Raw genomic sequence first — 24433 nt, 5'->3', positions numbered from 1 at the left:
GATAATTTTTCGGAGGTGCATTATGCAACACAAAACGTTAAAACCATTCCCAAAGGATTTTCTTTGGGGCTCGGCGTCTGCGGCTTATCAGGTCGAAGGTGCTTGGGACACAGAGGGTAAAGGCCCGTCTGTCTGGGATGAATTTGTCCACATTCCTGGCAAAACTTTTAAAGGAACGAACGGCGATGTGGCAGTCGATCACTATCACCGCTTTAAAGAGGACGTTGCGCTGATGGCTGAACAAGGTCTGAAGGCTTACCGGTTCTCCATCGCGTGGAGTCGTATCTTCCCGAAAGGCCACGGCGAAGCGAACGAAGCTGGTCTCGCGTTTTATGACGCACTCGTTGATGAGCTCGTAGCAAACAATATTACGCCGGTCATCACGCTTTACCATTGGGATATCCCGCAAGCCATTCAAGACGAGTACGGCGGCTGGGAATCGCGTCGCATTATCCAAGATTTCACCGATTACGCCGAGGTTTGCTTCAAGCGCTACGGTGATCGCGTCAAATACTGGGTGACGCTGAACGAACAGAACGTTTTCATCTCGCACGGCTACAAGTTGGCGCTACACCCGCCCGGCCTGACCGACGACAAACGGATGTTCCAAGCGAATCACATTGCCAACCTCTCCAACGCATCAGCCATCGCAAAATTCCGCGAACTAGGCATGGACGGCAAAATCGGCCCAAGTTTTGCCTACGGACCGAATTACGCGATTGACGGCAAACCGGAGAACGCGTTAGCGGCTGATAACAGCGAGGAATTCAACGCGCACCTTTGGATGGACGTCTACACATGGGGCGAATATCCGATCGCGGTTTGGAATTGGCTCGAGGAAAACGGTTTTGCACCGGAAGTTGAACCTGGCGACACCGAACTTCTCAAAAAAGGAAAACCAGATTTCATGGGCGTCAATTATTACCGCACAATGACGAACGCGGCGAACCCGCTTGATGGCGTTGGCGTTGGTAAAATGAATACGACCGGTGAAAAAGGCTCCACACAAGAAAGCGGACTTCCTGGCGTTTACCGTCATGTTAATAATCCATACCTTGAAAAAACCAACTGGGATTGGGATATCGATCCGACCGGTCTCCGCGTTGGCCTTCGCCGTATCGCGAGTCGTTACCGTTTGCCGATACTTATAACTGAGAACGGGCTCGGCGAATATGATACATTAGAAGAAGGAAACGAAATCCATGACGAGTACCGCATCGACTACATTCGCGCCCATTCCATTGCAATTCAAGAAGCAATTACCGATGGCGTGGAAATGCTTGGCTACTGCACATGGTCGTTTACAGATCTACTCAGCTGGCTCAACGGCTATCAAAAACGTTACGGTTTCGTGTACGTAGACCGCGATGAAAATGATGAAAAAGAGTTAGCACGTTACAAAAAAGACAGTTTCTATTGGTATAAAAAGACGATTGAAGAAAATGGGGCAAATTTGATTAAAGAGTAAAATTGGGAGTCAAGTTTGCGAGGCGTACCCCAAATGCGTTTCGTGAGCTTGGTTTATCAGAGTATAAAGAAAGCGTTAACAGGGTTGGTCATGTGAGGCGTCTAGTTTAGCGCCTCCGGATCCAGCTTCAGAAGCCAGACCCTCGAAATTTTCGGGCCCTCCGTAAAAACCAAAAGAAGGTTTTCACTGCGCCCCCTAACAAATTTTTTCGGGTCTAACGGGCTTCTTCAGCTTTTCAAAATAGGAGGTTCTCAAATGAGTTTAATGACAAAGTTCGAACACGGAATGGAGAAAGCGCTAGTACCAGTTGCCAACAAATTGAATTCACAGCGGCATATTGCTGCGATTCGTGATGCATTTATTTTAGTTTTTCCTTTAATCATGGCAGGGTCAATTATCCTTTTAATCAACTTCGCAGTGCTTAGTCCAGATGGTTTCATCGCTAAAATCCTATTCTTAGGTAAGATTTTCCCGAATCTCGCGGAGGCTCAAGCTATTTTTGCGCCGGTACTGCAAGGTTCCACCAATATTATGGCCATACTTATCACCTTTTTAGTAGCACGGAATCTCGCAATCTTTTTCCAACAGGATGATCTTTTATGTGGTTTGACAGCGATCGGTGCCTTTTTCATCATCTACACGCCGTATCTTGTTGTCGAAAACCAAGCATACATGACTACAAAATTCTTAGGAGCGCAAGGCCTGTTCGTAGCACTAATCGTTGGTATTATTACTGGGGAAGTGTTCAGCCGTCTTGCACGTGCGCCGAGACTTACCATCAAAATGCCAGCCCAAGTGCCACCAGCCGTTTCGCGTTCTTTCAAAGTTTTGATTCCAGTTATTCTCGTGATGATTTTGTTCTCTGTTTTGAACTACTTGATCACTTTAATCGCTCCAGAAGGCTTGCATGACCTCGTTTATACGGTTATTCAATCGCCACTTAAAGACATGGGTACGAATATTTATTCTGTCCTATTACTTGGATTTATTTCCAACTTACTATGGGTTCTCGGGATTCACGGTCCGAACACGATTGCTGCGATCCGCGATACCATTTTCACAGAGCCTAACTTGGCAAACTTGAACTATGTCGCACAGCACGGTTCCGCATGGGGCGCGCCTTACCCAACAACTTGGGCAGGTCTAAATGACGCTTTTGCGAACTATGGTGGTTCGGGAATGACGCTCGGTCTTCTGATCGCGATTTTCATTGCTTCCAAACGTGCCGATCACCGCGATATCGCGAAACTATCGATTGCGCCGGGCTTGTTCAACATCAACGAACCAGTTATTTTCGGTCTTCCAATCGTACTGAATCCGATCATGGTGATTCCGTTCATCTTTGTTCCAGCGATCAACACGCTCATCGGTTACTTCTTCATCCACTTCAAAATTATTCCGCCAGTCGCGTATCAAGTGCCTTGGACAACACCAGGCCCACTGATTCCGTTCCTAGGCACCGGAGGAAATTGGCTGGCACTGCTCGTCGGACTGCTCTGTTTGGCCGTCGCGACCATCTGTTACCTACCATTCGTACTCGTATCCAATAAAGTCGCGGCAAGTGACGCACAAATGGACGCGAACGCAACAGAATCAGCAGTAGCAACTGAAAAATAGGAGTTGAAAAATTTGAAAAACCTGGCAGCATTTGATATCGGCGGAACAACCTTGAAAATGGGACTTGTTTCGAGTGAAGGCGATATTCTCCAACACGAAAAAATGACAATCCCTGATTTTGACGGCGAACTGATATTAGCAGGGATTTCAGAGTATACGAAAAAACACGATGTGGCGGGCGTTGCAATCAGCGCGCCCGGCTACATCAATCCGAAAACTGGATTTATCACGATGGGTGGCGCAATCCGTGCCTTCGATAATTTTCCCATTCGCGAATACTTAGAAGAAAAAACCGGCCTTCCTGTCACCGTTGAAAATGACGCCAATTGCGTAGCCCTTTGCGAAAAATGGCTTGGCGGCGCGCAAGACTTGGACAATTTTCTCTGCATGACAATCGGAACAGGCATCGGTGGTGGCATTTTCATAGACGGCAAACTATATAGCGGCTCCCGGTTCCGCGCCGGCGAATTCGGTTACCTATTCAGCGACCGACCTGGCAGCTACGAACCCGGTAACTATACAATGAACCAAACCACTACGCTACTCGTTTTGCGTCGCCAATACGCCGCACATACAGGCAAAAACCTAAACGAAGTCACTGGTGAAGAAATTTTCGCAGCGTACGACAATCACGACCCAATCGCTGGGAAACTGATTCACGACTTCTACAACGGCCTTTGCACCGGCCTATACAACCTGATTTACTGCTTCGATCCGAGCCACATCTTCATCGGCGGCGGCATCACCGACCGGCCAACGTTCCTAGACGAGCTCAAACATCACATGGCCTTCTTCGGTCTACGTGACACCGAACTCGAACTCGTCTCACACAAAAACCAAGCCGGTCTACTCGGCGCAGTATATCATCATTTGTTGTTGACAGAAATCTAAAAATAAGGCGGAAAACTCCAGATTAGGAATTTTCCGCCTTATTTATATTTGGTGCCGATTATACGTCTTCTTCGCCATCGCCTCCAGCAAAAACAACACCGGAATCTGCGTCGTAATATTCGTCTCATGAATCATTTCCTGCGTCACAAAGTAAGGAATATTCACATCCGACAACCCTGCCAACGTATTTTTGCTAGAATTCGTAATGCTGATAATCTTGCTCCCGTACTGCTTCATGTTCTGCGCCTGCAAAATAACCTGCGGCGTCTCACCCGAAACCGACAAAATCACCATCACCGCATTATCAAATTGCTGCGCCGCGTTCGGGTAAAACGGGTCCTTAATGTAAAACGTCCGCTTCTGCAAATTCGAGAAAAACCGCGAGCCATATTCCGCGAGAATTCCCGACGTCCCGATCCCCACAAACACAACCAACTGCGCATCATCAATAATGTCGACAGCCTTATCCAAACTCACATCATAATCCCGACGCAACGTTCGCTCGAAAAACTCCTCCAAAACCTCAATCGTATCCGCCGTTTTTGTCCTCGTTTTCTCCTTCGATGCCTGTTTCAACTGCACCTTAAACTCCGAAAAACCATCATAGCCAAGCTTCCTTGTAAAACGAACAATCGAAGCCGCCGAGACATGCGTTTCATCCGCCAATTCGCGCACCCGCATGTACATCACCTTTTCAGAATTATCCATTATGTATCTGTATAAATGCATCTCCGTCTCAGTAAACTTACTCACAATTTCATAAGGAAACATCCATTACCACCCTTTCAACTAAAGGTTTCACGACTTCATTATGTCATATTCCAAAATGAAAAGCTAGCCGTTATTTCCCGGGAAATAATCAAACATTCCTATAATATTCCCCGCAACTCCATCGCGTTCACTAATTTCCCATAATAATTATTCTCTTCCAACGTGAACTGACGCATCCCCAGCACCTCATTCACAACCTCAATCCCAGCATCGCGCAACTTAAATCCCTCCACACGAAGCCCGTCCGACTCCCCTTTAAAAAATGCCCGAAATTCCTGCAAATTCGCCGTCACCATTCCACCGACCTCTTCCTCCTGCAACCTGAAATCCGCCAAATTCCCAGCAAATCGATACAAAAACACATGGCAAAACTCCCGATCCACAAATCCCGGTGAAACATAGCTCGTATCAATCACACCAAGCGATACCAACGCATCAAAAGCCACATCAACACCAAGCTCCTCCTTCACCTCACGAATCCCTTCTAAAACCGTCTCATCCTCCGTCAAATGCCCCGCCGCCGTAATATCATACAGCCCCGCAAAATCCTTTTTCCGCTCACTCCGATACTGAATAAAAATCCGCGTCAAATCCTCCGACACAAACCAACAATGAAACGTCTCATGCCACAAACCTTTGTGATGCACGTCATCTCGGCTCGCCGTCCCAATTTGCTGATGCTCCAGATTAAATATTTTCAACTTTTCTACCATCATAATCACCCTTTCATGTTTGATATGGTATGGATTAACCGTTCGCTTTACTCACGCTTACATTGGGGTTGTAACTCATTTTATTTCGAACAACCCAACAATAAAAGATGCTGCTCCTATTCAAGAAACAGCATCAACATCATTTATAAATTCGGTATATTTTTCTTTCTCTTCAAATAGAAACGCAATGCCAACAGCGCTACCCCAACAATAACAGTCGGATATGGCTCTAACGCTATATTCCATTTCGCCGGAACAACCACCTGCACGACCGTCATAATCGTCATCCACACAAGAATAACCACCATCGCGATCACGAGATACTTCCACGTTCCGCCCTTCTCACCTTGACGCATGGCACCCGCGTATTTACGCAATACCATCATCGCACCACCACCGACAAGGAACGTCACGAATAGCACGGCCAAGCCAAGTGTCTGCCCTTGAAAAATCGCGCTCACACCACTGATCAGCATCATCGCACCAAGTACGAGCAAGCCGCCATCCAGCGCAATCCACCATTTCCCAGCCGTTTCACCAACTGGCGCTGCTTTTACAGTCAAAGCTTTCACATATTCCGTAGGCGTCACGTCGAATAATTTCCGAGCCGTCACACCTTGTTTCTGATTCTCAAGCACTTTCTCCACCATTTCATAGATCAAATTCGCCTGTTGCTCCTCACCATATTGCCCCGTTTCGCGAAGATGCTTCTCCACTTCCTGAACATATTGCAAGTTACGCTTCGTCAAATTCGCCTTCATCTCGCCAATCTCAGGCTTCACTGTTTCTGCTTCTGTTGTCACCGATAAAATCCTCCCTCAAACATACTACCTCTATTATAACCCAATATACATCCCAGTAGAAATATATTTATGAAAAATTACAAACGTTTCCCGTAAACAAACCGAATCCCCACAAACACAGAACCAACCACACTCACACCAAAAATCACCAAGAACCCGACAAAACCAGCCGTTCCAGTCAATTTCACGAAGTCCTGAACCATATTCGCCACGAACATCCCAATCAAAATTGCTGCAATCCCAATTCCCCATGCCCGCATTTTGAGGAAAACAAATAATCTCCCATTCGTTTCAAGCGACTCCCGTTCCGCAACAACACCCGCGAAAACCAGCGCTCCAACCAATAATCCCACTTGCAAAATAAGCGGTCCATAAGCCGGCCGAATGAATCCCAGCGGCTCCAGAACCCGACTATAGTCACTCCAAAATCCCGATTCCACCGATACACCCTTATTTAAAAACTTTTCAATATGAGCCACAAACGCCAAAATCGTACTCGGCAACAACACCAAGCCAGCCGTCACCAAAATCCCACCAAGCGGCGAACCAATCACATAACCCACAACAATCGGCAACAAAAACAACAACAAATACGCCAGCCAACTTCCCAGCACATCCATGATTAATTTTTGCTGGTGAAAATCAACGAACTCTGCCGGTACCTGAGACGTAAAATACCACACACCAAGCCCCAAACTCACAAAATAACTCACCGTAATGACCGCAAAACCAAGCAGCACCTTCACGCCTAGAATCGCCCTCTTAGAATAAGGCATCACCGCTGTGAAATGATTCCCACGAGTATACCGCTCCAAAATCACCGAACACATGCCAAGAATCACCGCCAAAACAAGCGTCAACGTAAACGGCACACTCACCGTAAAACTAAAGAAAAAATATGTATACTGATCCACTTTATCCGATAACTTCGTCTCATACGCCAAATAACGCACCGTCAAATCGTCCCGAATCTCCTGTTTCGTCATCGCAAAATCCGGATCAAGCTCCTGTTCCAACTGAAAATCCTCCGACTTATAATGCGCCTGGCTCTTATTCCAAGCCTCCGTTTCATTCACCAATCCCACAAAAAACGCCAACAAAAACACCAGAAAAACAAGCGGAACGACCCACCTGATTCCCCGCCACTCCTTGTACCACAATCCCTTTTGCCACATAAAATCACCCCTATCTCCGCATCCATGTATTTCTATAAAGCACCATGTAGCAAATCACCAAGCATCCAATAAACGACCCGATACATATAATGAGAAAACCCGTCAACGAAGGCCCATCCGCCGAGCCACCACCCATCCAAAAATTCGTGACTAAAATAGCTCCACCAAACGAAATCAAAATCGCGCTCGGAATACGCAAATACGAGAACGCCAAAACCTTCCCATTATTCTCAATCGAATACCGCTTATAGAAAAACACCGACCCAACTACAAACAAAACAAGCAAAATCAGCTGCAAAATAAACGGCCCATACTCAAACTCACTATTCCCAAAAACAAGAAATACATTCGCATACGACGTCCAATTCGTCAATTTTTCTGCATCAACATCAGGGTACAACAGCTGCATCAAAACCGACCAAACCACATAAAGATAGCGCGGCATCATGGTGATCACAAGCATCGCAATAACCGTCGCCAGCAACTCGCCCATCACCGTTCCCACAAAAACAGCCACCACAAAAAGCAACAAAAACGTCCCCAAATTCCCGATTAATCCTAGATACACCTTTTGCATATCCAAGTCAATATATTCAGTCGGAATTACCTGAAACATATGCCACAGTCCCAGCCATAAGCTGATGCCATATCCCACCGTAATCGCCAAACCACCAAGCAGCAGCTTCGTTCCAATCATACTTCCACGCTTAAACGGCGCCGCCAACGAAAAATGATCCTTTCGCGTATACCGTTCCCAGCCAACCATCGCCAGCCCCAGAATAACCACCAAAATACTCAACGCAAAATAGGACTGAGACATCGTATACTGCGTCGAAAATTTATCACCCGGAAATCCCGTCGTAAAATAGTTCAACGTCAAACTCGATTTCACCTGTTCCGGAGTCATTTTTGCATCACTCGGCGATTGTTCTTGCTCTTTTTGAAACCCATCCGATTGGAAATAGTCATATTGCGACTGCCAACTCTCCGTATCCGAGTAAAGCCCACCGGTTTGCGCATAAAGAAACAACAACATTAATACAACCACAATCCACCGCACACCGCGCCATTCCTTCAACCACAAATGCTTATTAAACAATGCTCCTCACCCCTCAAATCTCGTAGTAGTCGACCTTATCATCCGCCAATCGAATTGTAAAAACGTCCTCAATCGTAATCGCCATTTCCTGATACAAAATCGGCTCTTCCATCCTAACCTTGCTCACGAAATCATCCGTATTTTCCGTCACCAACAACGTGTAAATCCGCCCATTCCGCTGCAAAAGCTCTGATTCCTCTTTCACAAACACAGGCACATGCTTCGACTTAAACGCCACCTGGATCTTCAACGCCGTGTCACGCAACGACTCCAAATAATAATCCAATTCCAGCGTCGTTCCCTTCAAAACCAACACCCGATCCGCCACCATTTCCAGCTCATCCAAGCGATGCGAGGCAATCAACACACTCGTTTTCCGATCCGCAACCGTCTCCAAAATAAACTGCAACAACTGCTTCTTCACAATCACGTCCAGCCCATCCATCGGCTCATCCAGCAACAAATAACGCACATCCAAAGAAAACGCCAAAATCATGAAAAATAACGCCTTGCGTCCCTTCGAAAACGACATCACCTTCGCTTTTTTCGGCAATTCAAAACGGTCCATCAACGAATCAAAAAACTCCTCATCAAATGTAGCGTAAACATTCTTATAAATTTTCACAACAGCCTTCACACTATACGAATTAAAATAGTTCATGTTATCTTCCAAAAAGAAAATATTCTTCTTCAACACCGGATGTTTGCGTAAATCTTGCCCATCAATCGCCACATGACCCGCATCCGCCAAATACATCCCCGCGATAATCGAGAACAGCGTCGTTTTCCCAACCCCATTGCGTCCAATCAGCGCCGTAATCTCACCCGACTTCAGCTCAAAAGAAATGTCCTCCAATACCAAATTGCCCTCAATCCGCTTCGTGACACCATCGATAATCATCTACTCCACCACTCCCAAGCTCGTATAATATTCGCTCACCAAACCTTGCAGCTCCTGTTCCTCGATTCGTAAATAATTCGCTTCCAAAACTAATTCCTCTAAATTCTGTCTAAATAACGCAAGCGCCTCTTCATTCGGACTATTGTCACTAGCATACGCTACATACGAGCCTTTTCCAAGCTTGGTCTCAATAATCCCCAGCCGCTCTAACTCCTTGTATGCCTTACCAACCGTATTAGGATTCACTAAAATATGCGTCGACATTTCACGAACACTCATCAATTTTTCGCCTGGCTGTAGGACTCCACTGATGCAATAGCCCTTGATTAAGGCTACAATCTGCTCATAAATCGGAACATGACTTTGAGAATCTAACGTATACATCCCCATCACTCTCCTCATGTGTCCTATTATAACTAGTACACTTCTAAAAGTAAAGATTTATATTACAAATGTTTCAAAAATGTTTCTTGTACGTTTCATCACGAAATATTGGTAATCTAAAACCATTTTCTATACTATTGCTCATAATTATTGTAAGATAAAGCTATTGAACAAAATGGACTACAAGAAGGTGAAATCGTGTTATATAAAAATGACAATTTGTTTCCAATACTAGAACAACACGCCGATTTGAAAAAAAGGCTCTTTAATGGAAACTTTGGACTTGAAAAAGAAAATGTGCGAGTAGATGAAAACGGAAATTTATCACTTACACCACACCCCGCCATTTTTGGCCTAAAAGAAGAAAATCCCTACATCAAAACCGATTTTTCGGAAAGTCAAATCGAAATGATCACACCCGTCAGCGGCTCGGTTGACGAAGTATATACATCCATGGAAAACCTGCAAAATATCGTATCAGACCGGGTTCGTGACGAATATTTATGGCCAAGCAGCAACCCGCCAATCCTTCCAGCAGAACAAGATATCCCAATAGCTGTTTATCAAGATCCGAATTCAGCGAGCAGACTCTACCGTGAGCACCTAGCCCGCGAATACGGCAAGAAAATTCAACTTTTCTCCGGTATTCACTATAATTTCTCGTTCTCAGATGACTTTTTAGAACGACTACACACAAGCATGGGCGGCGAAAAATCACTACAAGACTTCAAAAACCAGATTTACCTCAAAGTCGCCAAATACTTCATGCAAAATCGCTGGTTCCTACTTTACCTAACAGGAGCAAGCCCAGTCTATCTACCAAATTTTCTGAATAAAACTCCCGACAACGAAGTTTCACGTGAAACATCCGACCTTGCGCTTAAAAATGGTATCTCTCTGCGCAATAGTCACGCCGGGTATAAAAATAAATGTTCCCTTCACGTTGACTACGATAGCTTCGACGGCTATATTTCAAGCATCGAATCGTGGATTAATCAAGGGAAAATCGACAGTATGCGCGAACTCTACAACCCAATTCGGATGAAAAACGCCCATACCGATCAATCACTCGCAGGCCTTGCCAAAGCTGGCGTCGAATACATTGAAATCCGCTCATTGGATCTAAACCCATTCGACCCAAACGGTATCACGAAAGAGACGCTACATTTTATCCAGCTGCTCCTAGTCACAGGCCTATTAACCGAGAGCACCGCTTTTGACCAAATACAACAAGAACAATCCGACCAAAACGAAGAGCGAATCGCGAGCAACGGCTTAACCAAGCCAGATATATACGTTAACGGCGTAGAAGTCCCATTCGATCAAGCAGTTGAAAAACTCCTAACAGAAATGGAAAACGTCGCAAAACTAACCGACACAACCGATTTCGAAAGCATCATCGAGACACAACGCGACATAAGCCAACACCCAGAAAAAACAATCGCGTCACAAATCACAGCAACACCCGAATCATTCGTATCCTTCAACCTTGAAAAAGCGAAAACCTACCTAGAACAAAGCATGCAGAACGCTTACAAGCTCATCGGTTACGAAGATATGGAACTCTCCACGCAAATCGTTTTGAAATCCGCGGTAACAAAAGGTTTATCCATTGAACTCCTAGACCGCGAAGAAAATTTCATTCGTCTCGAAAAAGGAAATCAAGTCGAATACATCAAACAAGCAACGAAAACCGCGCGCGACAGCTACATCAGTGCTCTTATCATGGAAAACAAAGTCGTCACGAAACAAATTCTAGCAGAAAACGACATCGAAGTACCACACGGTCAGCATTTTTCAGATATTGAAACTGCACGCGAAAGCTTCGAACTATTCGCCGACAAACCGATTGTTATCAAGCCGAAATCAACCAATTTTGGCATCGGAATCAGCATTTTCAAAGACGGATTTAGCCAAGAAAACTACGAAGAAGCTCTAAAAATCGCTTTTGGCTACGATTCTTCCGTTATCATCGAGACCTACATCCCTGGCGACGAATACCGTTTCCTAGTTATCGACGGTAAAATCGCGGGTATCCTAAAACGCGTACCAGCCAATATCACTGGTGACGGGACACGTACGATTTCAGAACTCATCGACGAAAAAAACCTAGATCCATTACGAGGCACCGATCATCTCAAGCCTTTAGAAATAATCCAAAAAGGCCCAGAAGAAACACTCATGCTCTCCATGCAAGGATTCAGCATGTCCGATGTTCCTGAAGATGGCCAAATCGTATATCTACGCGAAAATTCAAATATAAGTACTGGCGGTGACAGCATCGACGTAACAGACCTGATTCACCCCTACTACCAAGAGCTAGCGATTAAATGCGCCAAAGCCGTTGACGCGAATCTATGCGGTGTCGATATCATTGTTTCACGTGAAACAATCGCAAACGGCCCCTATGCTGTGATTGAACTCAACTTCAACCCAGCCATCCAGATTCACTCCTTCCCATACCAAGGAGAAAACCGCCGAATCGGCGATATCATTCTAGACTTTCTTTTTAAAGATAAACTATAATATGCGAACACCTCATGTCAACTAGATATGAGGTGTTTTTTCTTGGCGCAGTTGGTTCTTATACAAATTATATTTCACAAACAATAATTCTGCGACAACATATAAACTAGCAGTCGCCTCAAAAGAATGAGTACTTTGATTATCAAAATGAATCTCCGTTGTTGAGATATAGATATTTTCTACACTTAACCTCGCAAGCGTACTGTTCTTCATTTTCGAAATCGAAACCACCGGCACACCCATCAGCTTCAGCTCCATCGCGGTTGAAACAATCGATTTCGACTCACCATTAAGCGATATTAAGATGACCAAATCGTCCGGTTTCACAATCTTAAAAAACTCCTTATTTATCGTAATAGAATCCACATCATACAGACAGTCCCCACCATGCAAAAACAGCCGTTTCAAGTGCTTTGCCACCGCCATCTGGAAATCCCCTGATCCAAAAACAAAAACACGATTTGCCCCGTAAATTAGTCGACAAATCGGCTGAAAATCCTTCTTGGTTACCTCATGAATCACATCCACATAACCGTCGCTAATAACCTCCGTTACCTCGTCCGCCATGTTCACACTATACTCCAAATCCCATTTCAAGTGTACCTTCAACTCACTATACCCTTCCAAAGAAATCTTTTTAGCAAAACGAAGAATCGTCGTTCGAGAAACATTGCACAGTTTGGCCATTTCATTGATGCTCATACTACTGCAATCTTTTTTGTGTGCCTGAATATACTTCCAAATATGCAGGTCATTTTGGTTCAGCAGCTCATAATTTTTATTGACTAGTTCCTCTAATTTCATTGCATTCATTCCTCACTCCATAGTCGTGTTAGCGTTTTCATGTATATTGTATCATTAAAAACTTCCGTGCGCGACCAGGTTGTGAAATGTCACAGCTTTTGTGAAAGATTCCTGTTCTTGTAATTAGGAGATAAAACGCCAAAAGGGATTGTAATGCGCCCAACTAGTGGCTAGAATAAAGCACAAGGACGTCTTAAAAAATAAAAAGGAGGTTTTCAAAAGATATGATGAAAAAGATTCAACGTTTTGGAGGCGCAATGCTAGCCCCAGCCCTTCTGTTTTCTTTTGCAGGTATTGTGGTTGGTTTCTCAATCTTATTTATGAACCCTGATATTATGGGAGGGCTTGCGAATCCAAATGGTCTCTGGTTTAAAATTTGGAATGTCATCGCCGAGGGAGCTTGGGCGGTATTCAGACAAATTCCACTACTATTCGTTATCGGTTTACCCATCGGTCTCGCAAAATCGCAAAGTGGTCGCGCTTGTTTAGAGGCACTGGTTACTTATGTCACTTTTAACTATTTTCTATCTGCTATCCTAACAACATGGAGTTCTTTCTTTGGTGTAGATATGACGCAAGAAGTCGGTGGTACGAGCGGTCTTGCTAACATTGCCGGCATTAAAACACTAGACACAGGTATGGTTGGTGCACTCATTATTTCCGGAATCGTTGTTTTCCTGCACAATCGTTATTTCGATACCGAATTACCCGAAGTATTAGGCGTTTTCCGCGGTACATCGTTTATCGTTATTTTAGGATTCCTAGTTATGTTACCGGTTGCATTCCTGTTCGCCTTCATCTGGCCACATTTCCAATCAGTAATGCTCGACATGCAAAAATTCTTCATCTCATCCGGCGTATTCGGCGTTTGGATTTACTCCTTCTTGGAAAAAATCCTGATCCCGACCGGGTTACATCACTTCATTTATTCTCCGTTTGCCTACGATAATGCCGTCGTTCCAGGTGGTATGGCTGCTTACTGGGCAACGCATTTAGGAGAATTCCAAACAACCGAACAAACATTGAAAGAAATGTATCCCGCCGGCGGTTTCGCGCTATCTGGCATGTCGAAAGTATTCGGTTCCATCGGGATTACACTCGCTTTCTACAAAACAGCAAAACCTGAAAAACGCAAAGCAGTGCTCGGTTTAATGATTCCGGTCGCAGCCACAGCCGTTTTCGCAGGAATCACTGAACCACTCGAGTTCACATTCCTATTTTTTGCACCGATTCTGTTCGTTATTCACGCCCTACTCGCTGCAACAATTTCTACCACTGCCTATGCATTTGGCGTTGTTGGTGATTTCGGCGGCGGTCTCATTAACTGGTTTGCGATCAATTGGTTGCCACTTTGGAAGTACCATTGGCCGACCTATCTGACGCAAATCGCCATTGGAATTGTATTCGTCTTCATCTGGTATTTCATTTTCAGCTTCCTTATCAAAAAAATGGATCTGAAAACGCCTGGTAGAGAAGACGATAGCGATGAAATGAAGCTCTACAGTAAATCTGATTACAAAGAGAAAAAATCCGGAAAAGGCAATGCTAATGCGGATAAAGCAGCAAGTTTCCTAACGTATCTCGGTGGAAAAGAAAACATTGTCGACGTTACGAACTGCGCAACAAGATTGAGGCTCACCGTAACTGACCCCGATCTCGTCGCCTCCGATGCCGTTTTCAGACAAGTCGGCGCCCAAGGACTCGTGAAAAACGGTGGCGCAATCCAAATTATCGTCGGCCTATCCGTCCCATCCTTACGTGATGAATTCGAAAAACTATTATAAGAAGAGGAGTTTTTAAAAATGAAAAAAAGTTCTGTATTAATCGCTGGTGGAGGAAGTACTTATACTGCTGGAATCGTAGTTATGCTACTAGAATCAGTCAAGGAATTCCCAGTACGAAAAATCAAATTATACGATAATGATGAAGAACGTCAGCGAAAAGTAGCCGAAGCGTGTGCCATTATTGTGAACGAATACGATCCAGAAATCGAGTTTTCCTACTCAACAGACCCAGAAGAATCCTTCACAGACGTGGATTTTGTCATGGCACAATTACGCGTCGGAAAATACGCCATGCGGGAACAAGATGAGAAAATTCCATTCAAACACGGCGTTGTAGGACAAGAAACCTGCGGACCAGGCGGAATCGCATACGGCTTACGCTCGATCGGTCCAATTATCGATTTAGTAGACTACATGGAGAAATACTCCCCCGACGCATGGCTTTTAAACTACTCAAATCCCGCCGCCATTGTCGCAGAAGGAACGCGCCGCCTAAGACCGAATTCTAAAATCATCAACATTTGCGATATGCCGATTTGTTTAGAAGATATCATGGCCCGCGCAATCGGCCTACAAAACCGCAAAGCCATGGAAGTTCGCTATTTCGGTTTGAATCATTTTGGCTGGTGGACGAGCATCAAAGACCACGACGGCAATGACTTAATGGAAAAAATCAAGGCGCACGTTAGCAAACAAGGTTACACAGAAAACACGCCTGCTGGTCAACACAAAGAAGCAAGCTGGCTAGATGCAATGCGCGCCGGGAAAGAACTACTCGAAATCGAGCCTCAGTTCCTCTCCAATACGTACTTAAAATACTATTTAATGGCCGACGAAACGGTTGCTCATGCCAATAAAGAATACACGAGAGCAAACGAAATCATCGACGGACGCGAAAAAGAAGTTTTTGCAGAGTGCGCTCGTATTGTTGAAGCAAAAACAGCAAAAGGCACAACACTTCATTCCAATGAGCACGCATCATTCATCGTTGACTTGGCTAAAGCACTCACGTTCAACACGAAAGAAAGAATGCTACTCATCACAGAAAACAATGGCGCCATCAGCAATTTTAGCGACGACGCAATGGTTGAAGTTCCATGCATCGTTGGAAAAGACGGATACGAACCACTAACAATGGGCAAAATCCCAACTTTCCAAAAAGGCATGATGGAACAACAAATCGCCTCTGAAAAACTGGCAATCGAGGGCTGGATAGAAGGCTCTTATCAAAAAGTTTGGCAATCCCTAACGATGAGCAAAACCGTTCCAAGCGCGAAGGTAGCCAAAGATATTTTAGACGATTTTATCGAAGTGAACAAAGAATTTTGGCCTGAATTAAAATAAAAAGAAGCATCCGTATCGGCGTGTTTTGCCTCGTCAAGATACGCCGACACCTGGATGTGAAAGGAAGTGCCACAATGAAAACCATCGTTCTATCCAAATTCCAAACCGTGCGAAGCCAAATAACCTCAGCAAAAATTTTGCACATCGCTGAAATCTTATTTATCGTCTTTCCGTTGCTGTTCCTCGGTTTACTAGGACTCGTATCTTGGCATAGTAACGCCGACATCATGGAACCAGTACGCCTAAATCCCGTTTACGCACTATACTTCATCCTATTTTTAAGCTTCTTTTTCTGCGCTTTTATCGTCAAAAATATGAAGAAATCACTGGCTAATAAGCAGAGCCAAGGTCTCCTAAAAATCGCCACTCTAGCCCTGATATTAACACAATTATTCGCGATGAATCTGATTTGCGGCTGGCTATTACTCTGGTTTGCGAAAAAAGAATATGGTATGGATGTTTTCCGAATTAGCTGGAAAGGCCTGAAACAAGCACCGCAAAAATGGCTGCTCCTTGTTAGCGGCTACACCTTGTTTATCTCCTCGTTCGTCTGTATCATCAGATTTAGCTTATAAATTACATAGAAAGAAGGAATTATGATGTTTTCATTCAAAAAAAAGACGCCAAAAACGACTGTCCTGCTATCTCCTGCAACTGGTAAATGTATCCCCTTAGAAGACGTTCCAGACGAAGTTTTCTCCACAAAAATGATGGGGGATGGCGTCGCGTTTGACTTGGCAGAAAGTACGATTTTTGCGCCAGCTGATGGGAAAATAACGTTCATCGCCGAAACAAAGCATGCAATCGGTATGACATTGACTTCGGGTATCGAGATTTTAATCCATGTTGGGCTTGATACGGTGATGCTTGGCGGAGAAGGCTTCGATGTGTTGGTGGAAGTTGGTCAAAAAGTGAAGGCTGGCGCAGAATTATTGGAGATTGATTTGGCCTTAATGGCGAAACATCATTTGCAGCTGACCACACCTTTGATTGTGATGGCAAACGACGCTATAACGCTCACACCAATGGCTCTCGAGAAAAAAGTAATCGGCGGAGAAACTGCTGTTTTAACTTTATAACTTAATAGGAATGGAGATTTTCTCTGTGAATCAAGAACGAGAACGAAGACTTTTTAGTTGGCTTTACGTATGTATGTATATGGCTTTTTCCTTTGGTTTAACGCAATTTACGCCGTTTTTATCAAAGATTGGCTATGATGAGATGGAACGGGGTATTTTGTTATCTTCTTACGCCTTAATTACGATTTTTTTGCAGATGTTTATCGGATTTTTTGCGGATAAATACCAGACAATTAAGCGGTTTATTGTCGTTTTGATGATCATCTATTTACTCACCACATGCCTGTTCTACCTGACCGAATCGAAACTGTTTTTCCTGCATCTACTCCTACTCGCCATTAGTGGTGGCCTCATTAATACGTGTACCGGACTGAGCGACACATGGATTTTAAAAAGTAGTCCTTATCTGCGAAATAACTTCCCATTTATAAAAGCATTCGGCTCCATCGGCTGGGCTGGCGGCAGTATTTTATTATCATTTTTAATCGCAAAAGCTGGTTATACGGGCTTGAGTTTCGGGATTTTTTTATTATCGCTGTTTAGTTTAGTACTTATTTTTTTCCTGACTGATGTTGGAGAATCGGCGAAGCACAGCGCAAAAGTGACGTTGGCAGATTTTAAGGAAGTCATTTTTAATAAGGATTATCGTTTGTTAGTTTTTATTTTATTCCTACTTTACAGCGTGATTATTGCGAATAACATTACCGTTGTCGATAAAATGTTGCAGCTAGGCGCGTCGGACTTGCAGATTGGTTACAAATGGTCGATTCAATCCTTACTTGAAATACCATCCTACTTATTCGGAGCCGCCTTTTTGCGCAAATATAGCAACTTCGCTTTGCTAATGATTTGTGCCGTGACACTAACGACGCAATTTATCGGTTTTTCACTCACGGAGAACGTGTGGGTTATTATTTTGCTGAGCGGATTACAATTCCTCACAACGCCGATTATCATGATTGCATCGAAACAACTGATTTTCCATATGACCACAGAACGAATGCAATCCACGAGCCAGCTATTCGCGCTAAGCATTTTCACAGGCCTATCTTCACTCCTCATCCCAATTGTAGCCGGCTCACTCATAAAATACTTCAATGTAAATCTGACACTATTACTACTAGCCACGTTGCCCATCATCGCATTCGGATGCATCATTTTCTTGAAAAAACGAGTCATCATACACGCATAAAAAAACCGCCTCACCATCCCTGGCAAAACGATTTTTTAACTATAACCGCCAAACCTCAGCGGGCCGACAAATACTTAGATCCTGGGCAAAGCGCGTTTAAATGAGCGTTTGTCGGTCCGTTGAGAGATTAGACGTTGAATAGGAAATGCACGACATCCCCATCTTTCATCACATATTCCTTACCTTCAGAACGCAGTCTCCCAGCCACTTTTGCGGCTTGTTCTGAACCGTGTTCTAGCAAATCATCATATGAAACCACTTCAGCACGAATGAATCCACGTTCGAAATCCGTATGAATGACGCCGGCACATGCTGGAGCCTTCATGCCATTGCGGAATGTCCAAGCACGAACTTCTTGAACACCTGCCGTAAAGTAAGTAGACAAGCCAAGTAACGTATACGCTGCACGAATCAATTGATCCAAGCCAGACTCTTCAATACCAAGTGCCTCAAGGAATTCCGCTTTATCTTCCTCATCAAGCTCAGCAATCTCTTCCTCCGCACGCGCACAAATAACGATAACCTCAGAACCTTCGCCAGCAGCCAATTCACGCACTTGTTGCACGTATTTATTGTTATCTGGATCGCCAACCTCATCCTCAGCAACGTTCGCCACGTACAATACCGGTTTACGCGTCAACAAGAACAATCCACGAACAATTTTGTCCTCATCGTCATTAAATTCAATAGAACGAGCCGGTTTATCATTCTCCAAAGCCTCTTTCAGCTTCACAAGAACATTATATTCCGCAATCGCATCTTTATCTTTTTGCTTCGTCGCCAGCTTCTCAACACGGCTAATGCGCTTATCAACCGTCTCTAAATCTGCCAAAATAAGCTCCAAATTAATGACCGCGATATCATCAAGCGGGTCAATGCGGCCTTCCACATGCGTGATGTTTTCATCTTCAAAACAACGCGTTACGTGACAAATCGCGTCCACTTGGCGAATATGAGACAAGAACTGATTTCCAAGCCCCTCACCCTTACTCGCGCCCTTCACGATTCCCGCAATATCCGTAAATTCGAATGTCGTCGGTACCGTTTTCTTCGGTTTCACAAGCTCCGTCAATTTGTTCAGACGCGCATCAGGAACCTCAACAATTCCCATATTCGGTTCAATCGTCGCGAAAGGATAGTTTGCCGCTTCCACTTTTGATTTCGTAATCGCGTTAAAAAGTGTTGATTTCCCAACGTTTGGAAGACCAACAATACCTGCTGTTAATGCCATTTAAATGAACTCCTTTGATCGAAAAGCACAATCGCTTCCCTCATTTTATATTCCACTCATGTATCTATTATAAAGGTTTTCCCAATAAAAAGACACAAGAATTTACCACACGCCGCCTAAACCGTATTTCCGATATCATTCAGCTTGTTAATCTCCGCGTTCATACTCCCCAGCATATCAATCGACAGCTCGTCCATCACCTGCACCAAGCGCTTTACGACCACCTTATAATGATCCAACTCCTTGCGAAAACCCTTCGAATCCCCAATCAAAAGCTCATGCTCCATCGTACTCAAATATTTATTACTGTAATTAAACGTCGACACAATCAACTTCACCTTCTCCAAATCATCCGGAAAATAAATACTCATCAACTCAATCTCGTGAATATACTTCTCCGTCTCATTCCGATTCTCAATCAACCGCGCCCGTATTTTCTCACTCTCCAAAATCTGCCCAATATCCTTAATAAAGCTCATAATTTCCTCATTTTTATAAATCGCCGTGTTCAGCAATCCATACGTCTTCTCTATCTTCTGAAAAAGCAATTCCTTGTATAAAAATTCAGCTTGAATCTGCCGCTCTTTCCGCGCATTCAGATCAATCTCATCCCGCAACGCCTTATTCTGTTGCTTCGTCTCACTAAAAGCCAGCATCACAGCACCAATAATTCCAAAGAACGAACCGATAAAATTATACATCCCGTCAATCGTCAACTCATTATCAATACTCCGCGTCAAAACAGGCACGATAATAAACAGCAAACCAATAATAATAATCCCCAACATCAACCAATGGTCTTTGATAAATCGCATATATGCCTCATCTCCCTTTGCGTTCCCTATCTTATTCCCCGTAAAAGGCGAGTTCTAACTTGAAAAATCATCTAAAAACTAATAACCCCTGACCTCTTCCTTACCATGGAAGTGCTCTCTTTATAACGCCTATTTTTCATATGTATTTCGAACAGCTACAGAAGGTTTACATGCTCGCTTCGCTCTCATGCATATTGGCGCTGTAACTCTTTTTATTCGAACAGCCACTGATGGTTTACATGCTCGCTTCGCTCTCATGCATATTGGGGCTGTAACTCTTTTTATTCGAACAGCCCCAACAAAAACCGATGAAGCATCATGCCCCACCGGTCTCATCAAATCTTATTTCAAATCAGCAATATGTTTCTCCAAGTCAACGCCAGTTCCTTTTGCCACGCGTTCTGCAAATACTGGTTCCACTTGATAGAAGTTGCGCAGGTTACGGATTTTGATATCCTCGCGAACGCCTTCCCAATCGCCAACAATGTTGTTCACTAGCGCGTCACGCTCGCCGTCAGAATAACGGTTCCAAACCTCGCGCGCATGACCAAAGTTGTTCGGTTTTTGTTGCTCAATACGGCCAAGCTTACCAGCAACCAAATCTTGCTCATCTTCCACATAACGCGGCGTCTCTTTTGGCGTCGTATCATAGCTATTCGGCTCATAGTTAATCGAGCTCGTTTGCTGTTTGAACGGCATCGCGCCGTCACGCTGATTATTATTCACATCCACTTTTGGACTATTAATCGGCAATTGCAAGTAGTTCGGCCCAACACGGTGACGCTGCGTATCCGAATACGAGAACAGACGACCTTGCAACATACGATCCTCAGACGGCAAAATTCCAGGTACAAGCACGCCCGGATTGAAACCAACCGATTCCGTTTCCGCAAAAATGTTCTCAGGATTGCGATTCAACACCATTGTCCCAACATGCTCATACGGGAAAACATCTTCAAACCAGTCTTTCGTCGCATCAAGCGGGTTAAAATCATAGTTATCGATGTCCGCAGGGTCAAGCACTTGAATGTAGAGCTCCCACTCAGGGAAATCGCCGTTTTCAATCGCTTCATAAAGATCGCGAGTCGCATGGCTAAACTCTTTCGCCTGAATTTGCGCCGCTTGGTCCGTCGAAAGGTTCACGATACCCTCTTTTGGCACCCAACGCATTTTGATGTAAACCGTTTTGCCTTCTTCATTCGTCCATTTAAAAGCATGCACACTCGAACCACGAATTTGACGGAACGAAGCAGGAATACCCTCATCACTGAATAGGTATGTAATCATCGTCGTAGCCTCAGGAGTCAAGCTGAAAAAGTCCCAATAACGGTTCGCATCTTGCATATTCGTGCTTGGATCCGGCTTCAAAGAATGAATAACATCCGGGAATTTAATCGCATCACGAATAAAGAATACAGGCAAGTTATTACCAACAAAATCGTAATTTCCCTCTTCCGTGTAAAATTTAACCGCAAAACCACGTGGATCACGCAACGTTTCAGGAGAATGCAAGCCGTGAATTACCGTAGAAAAACGCGCGAAAACCTCTGTTTGCTGTCCTTCTTCTTGTAAAAAAGCAGCTTTCGTGTATTTCTTCATGCTATTTTTAACTGTAAATACGCCATGCGCACCAATTCCACGAGCATGCACCACACGTTCCGGAACACGTTCACGATCAAAATGAGCTAGCTTCTCGATTAACACGTAATCTTCCAATAATGTAGGACCACGATGCCCTGCCGTCATTGAATTCTGGTTATCACCAATTGGAACACCTTGGTTTGTTGTTAGTTTTTTACTCATTCATCTAACCTCCGTTTTTATAATAATTATAAAGTAATACTAACTCCATTCTACAAAACATACGCTCGGAAAACAACTATAAGCCCTTACAAACCCCAATTCGTCGCCAATCCCTCCTTTAAAAAAGTATCATTGTGTACCTATAAGTCTATAGTATCATCTGATTTTACGCGAAAAACGAACATATATTACGATAGTAGCGCTCCCAGTTAGGTTTGTTCACACTCTTTTCGTTTTTTATCCACATAACTGTCACCCCTGAACGCAGCTATAACATGGTATCATGGCTGGAGTTGCATTTTTGGCCAATTTTGCATTAACTACAACAAAAGGAGAGAAAAAAATGAAAACAACAACAAAACTTGGTTTATCCGTTTTAACAGCGGCAGCGGTTCTCATCGCGCCAACATCATTATCTTTTGGAGGAAATATTTCTAATGTCGTAGCACAAGCAGCCGAAGTCAAAACGGTTACTGTCACTACTTTTGCAGAGTTAAAAAATGCTTTGGAAACGTCACCAACAGATATCATTTCTATCAACGCGGACATCACTGCGACGAGCGATATCATCATTCCTGGGCAACATAACCCGCTAGTTCTAGGTAATAACCATAAACTAGACATGAGCAAGTATGTAATCAACGCAAAACAATTCGGTGTCATCGCACTTGAGGACCTATCTATTGAATCCACTGGTTCATACGGTATTTACCGCACCGAAACGCCTGGACAACTCGCGCTTAACAACGTGACGTTCACCGGTAAACAAGTAGCCTATGCTCCAAAAGGCGCTGTTACCTTCCACGGCACAACAAAAGTAACAACAACATCCACACTTGAAATCGCGAAAGTAAACACCATCGTATTCGATAAAAACGTTCATTTCACGGCTACAACAACCGCTGATGCCTTCCTAATGGCCCAAGCAAATCCAAAAGTTTACGTTAGCGAAAATGCGACTGTTAATATCACATCCGCGAAAAAAGTCTTCAACATGACTGGCGCAACACCATTCTTCTCTACAGAATCCGGCTCTAAACTTACAACAAACTCTGTAGATGTCGCACTTTATATGAATGGAAAACCAACATTTGGCGCTAACTCAAGCACAGAATTCAATCAAGACGCAGCCGGTACAGCAGGCCTAATCTATGCTTCCACAGGTTTGGACGTTGAAAAAGATGCTAGCTTTGTCCTAAATGGCGGCGCTAAATCAACACAACTCATCAAAACAGCGAAATCCGTGATTGATTTTAAAGATGTAGCAAACGTTTACTTGAAATCAAACAACCCAAAAGGTAACATTTTCAGCGTAAGTTCAGGTAGCCTCGTGCAATTCAACACACCACAAACACTAACGCTAGGCACAAAAACAACAGACGCAATCTACACAGCAACAAACCTACGCGCGTTCTTGTCTGGATCTGGAACCAACCTATCCGTTCAATCATTCGCTGGCGATAACTCCATTGTCACGTATGACTTCAAAACAATGGGTTCTTTCAAATTAACAAAATAAGGATAGCCTTGCACTTGGCGTGAAATCATGCTATTCTGTAAGTAATTCATATTCTCGTTCCCGATAAGGGGAGTAGCAGTAATAGTAGAGTCGTCAGTACGGGGAAACCCCGGCTTTACTAGCAATGATATCATTGTTTGCGAGACCTTACGTTTCTTACGTAAGGTCTTTTTTGCGTACTTTTTTTGGAAACGGAGTCTATGAAAATCGCACAAAAGGAGACGATAGTATGGCTTTATTCGATTTTTTGAAAGATATGGCAACAGAAAAAGTAACCGATTTACTCGGCGGTGCAGGTGACGTCGTCGATCAAGTAACTGGTGGCGCAACAGATCTGACAGAACAAGCACAAAACCTAACCGAACAAATCAACCCCGAAGAAATCACAGGTCAAATCAGCGAACAAGCTGGCGGCCTCGTTGACCAAGTAACAGAAAACGCAAATATCACAGAATCGCTCGGTGATGTTGGAAATATCGTGGATGGAATTAAAGATTTATTTGGCGGAAAGTAA

General features: G+C 44.0%; 22 protein-coding genes. 11 read left to right on the top strand and 11 right to left on the bottom strand.

Annotation, left to right across the window (positions count from 1 at the left end):
* Positions 1-22: 22 nt before the first annotated feature.
* The 3 genes from EP58_RS09865 (at position 23) to EP58_RS09855 (ending at position 3976) form a co-directional block, all read left to right on the top strand.
* On the top strand, positions 23-1468 hold the full coding sequence (locus tag EP58_RS09865; RefSeq protein ID WP_036093016.1) for a glycoside hydrolase family 1 protein: 1446 nt from the start codon (positions 23-25) through the stop codon (positions 1466-1468).
* 255 nt (positions 1469-1723) lie between these two features.
* On the top strand, positions 1724-3085 hold the full coding sequence (locus EP58_RS09860; protein WP_036093014.1) for a PTS sugar transporter subunit IIC: 1362 nt from the start codon (positions 1724-1726) through the stop codon (positions 3083-3085).
* A gap of 12 nt (positions 3086-3097) precedes the next feature.
* Positions 3098-3976: an ROK family protein gene (locus tag EP58_RS09855; protein WP_276329416.1), complete on the top strand. Its 879-nt coding sequence runs from the start codon at positions 3098-3100 to the stop codon at positions 3974-3976.
* Between the two features lie 42 nt (positions 3977-4018).
* On the opposite strand, the gene EP58_RS09850 is transcribed toward EP58_RS09855, so the two are convergent.
* The 7 genes from EP58_RS09850 to EP58_RS09820 all read right to left on the bottom strand — a co-directional run bounded on the left by EP58_RS09850 (position 4019) and on the right by EP58_RS09820 (position 9822).
* Positions 4019-4747 carry a MurR/RpiR family transcriptional regulator gene (locus EP58_RS09850; protein ID WP_036093012.1) on the bottom strand — a complete coding sequence of 243 codons (729 nt, stop codon included), beginning with the start codon at positions 4745-4747 and terminating at the stop codon, positions 4019-4021.
* 98 nt (positions 4748-4845) lie between these two features.
* Positions 4846-5463: an NUDIX hydrolase gene (locus tag EP58_RS09845; protein WP_036093010.1), complete on the bottom strand. Its 618-nt coding sequence runs from the start codon at positions 5461-5463 to the stop codon at positions 4846-4848.
* A gap of 140 nt (positions 5464-5603) precedes the next feature.
* A complete protein-coding gene (locus EP58_RS09840) occupies positions 5604-6263 on the bottom strand; it encodes a DUF1129 domain-containing protein (RefSeq protein ID WP_036093009.1) in 660 nt (219 codons plus the stop codon).
* Between the two features lie 77 nt (positions 6264-6340).
* A complete protein-coding gene (locus tag EP58_RS09835) occupies positions 6341-7438 on the bottom strand; it encodes a hypothetical protein (RefSeq protein ID WP_036093007.1) in 1098 nt (365 codons plus the stop codon).
* A 10-nt stretch (positions 7439-7448) separates the two neighbouring features.
* Entirely contained in the window at positions 7449-8537 is a 1089-nt protein-coding gene (locus tag EP58_RS09830) for an ABC transporter permease subunit (RefSeq protein ID WP_036093006.1), read from the bottom strand.
* A gap of 13 nt (positions 8538-8550) precedes the next feature.
* A complete protein-coding gene (locus tag EP58_RS09825) occupies positions 8551-9438 on the bottom strand; it encodes an ATP-binding cassette domain-containing protein (protein ID WP_036093005.1) in 888 nt (295 codons plus the stop codon).
* Positions 9439-9822 carry a GntR family transcriptional regulator gene (locus EP58_RS09820; protein WP_036093004.1) on the bottom strand — a complete coding sequence of 128 codons (384 nt, stop codon included), beginning with the start codon at positions 9820-9822 and terminating at the stop codon, positions 9439-9441.
* Between the two features lie 198 nt (positions 9823-10020).
* Here EP58_RS09820 and gshAB point away from each other — a divergent pair, with 198 nt between their 5' ends.
* Complete coding sequence (gene gshAB, locus EP58_RS09815; RefSeq protein WP_036093003.1) at positions 10021-12348, top strand: bifunctional glutamate--cysteine ligase GshA/glutathione synthetase GshB; 2328 nt, start codon at positions 10021-10023, stop codon at positions 12346-12348.
* Between the two features lie 21 nt (positions 12349-12369).
* Here the strand turns inward: gshAB and EP58_RS09810 are convergent, their stop codons facing one another.
* A complete protein-coding gene (locus tag EP58_RS09810; RefSeq protein ID WP_241481008.1) occupies positions 12370-13161 on the bottom strand; it encodes a MurR/RpiR family transcriptional regulator in 792 nt (263 codons plus the stop codon).
* A gap of 215 nt (positions 13162-13376) precedes the next feature.
* Here EP58_RS09810 and EP58_RS09805 point away from each other — a divergent pair, with 215 nt between their 5' ends.
* The 5 genes from EP58_RS09805 to EP58_RS09785 all read left to right on the top strand — a co-directional run bounded on the left by EP58_RS09805 (position 13377) and on the right by EP58_RS09785 (position 18551).
* Entirely contained in the window at positions 13377-14936 is a 1560-nt protein-coding gene (locus EP58_RS09805) for an alpha-glucoside-specific PTS transporter subunit IIBC (RefSeq protein ID WP_036093002.1), read from the top strand.
* An 18-nt stretch (positions 14937-14954) separates the two neighbouring features.
* Positions 14955-16280, top strand: a complete 1326-nt coding sequence (locus tag EP58_RS09800; protein WP_036093001.1) for a 6-phospho-alpha-glucosidase — start codon at positions 14955-14957, stop codon at positions 16278-16280.
* Positions 16281-16354: 74 nt separating this feature from the next.
* On the top strand, positions 16355-16855 hold the full coding sequence (locus tag EP58_RS09795) for a hypothetical protein (protein WP_036092999.1): 501 nt from the start codon (positions 16355-16357) through the stop codon (positions 16853-16855).
* Positions 16856-16879: 24 nt separating this feature from the next.
* On the top strand, positions 16880-17359 hold the full coding sequence (locus EP58_RS09790) for a PTS sugar transporter subunit IIA (protein ID WP_036092997.1): 480 nt from the start codon (positions 16880-16882) through the stop codon (positions 17357-17359).
* Positions 17360-17384: 25 nt separating this feature from the next.
* On the top strand, positions 17385-18551 hold the full coding sequence (locus EP58_RS09785; protein WP_103034810.1) for an MFS transporter: 1167 nt from the start codon (positions 17385-17387) through the stop codon (positions 18549-18551).
* Between the two features lie 127 nt (positions 18552-18678).
* On the opposite strand, the gene ychF is transcribed toward EP58_RS09785, so the two are convergent.
* From ychF to EP58_RS09770, 3 genes are all read right to left on the bottom strand, one after another.
* Positions 18679-19782, bottom strand: a complete 1104-nt coding sequence (gene ychF / locus EP58_RS09780; protein ID WP_036092994.1) for a redox-regulated ATPase YchF — start codon at positions 19780-19782, stop codon at positions 18679-18681.
* A gap of 116 nt (positions 19783-19898) precedes the next feature.
* Positions 19899-20597: a hypothetical protein gene (locus EP58_RS09775; protein WP_036092993.1), complete on the bottom strand. Its 699-nt coding sequence runs from the start codon at positions 20595-20597 to the stop codon at positions 19899-19901.
* A gap of 342 nt (positions 20598-20939) precedes the next feature.
* Complete coding sequence (locus EP58_RS09770) at positions 20940-22400, bottom strand: catalase (RefSeq protein ID WP_036092990.1); 1461 nt, start codon at positions 22398-22400, stop codon at positions 20940-20942.
* Positions 22401-22743: 343 nt separating this feature from the next.
* On the opposite strand from EP58_RS09770, the gene EP58_RS09765 reads away from it, so the two are divergent.
* Both EP58_RS09765 and EP58_RS09760 read left to right on the top strand, forming a co-directional pair.
* A complete protein-coding gene (locus EP58_RS09765; RefSeq protein ID WP_036092988.1) occupies positions 22744-23919 on the top strand; it encodes a pectate lyase-like adhesive domain-containing protein in 1176 nt (391 codons plus the stop codon).
* 229 nt (positions 23920-24148) lie between these two features.
* Positions 24149-24433: a hypothetical protein gene (locus EP58_RS09760; protein ID WP_036066439.1), complete on the top strand. Its 285-nt coding sequence runs from the start codon at positions 24149-24151 to the stop codon at positions 24431-24433.

The sequence above is a fragment of the Paenilisteria newyorkensis genome (genome assembly GCF_000766145.1).
Classification (GTDB): Bacteria; Bacillota; Bacilli; order Lactobacillales; family Listeriaceae; genus Listeria_A; species Listeria_A newyorkensis.
The sequence above is the reverse complement of the archived record's forward strand: the minus strand, read 5'-3'. Positions and strand labels throughout refer to the sequence as shown.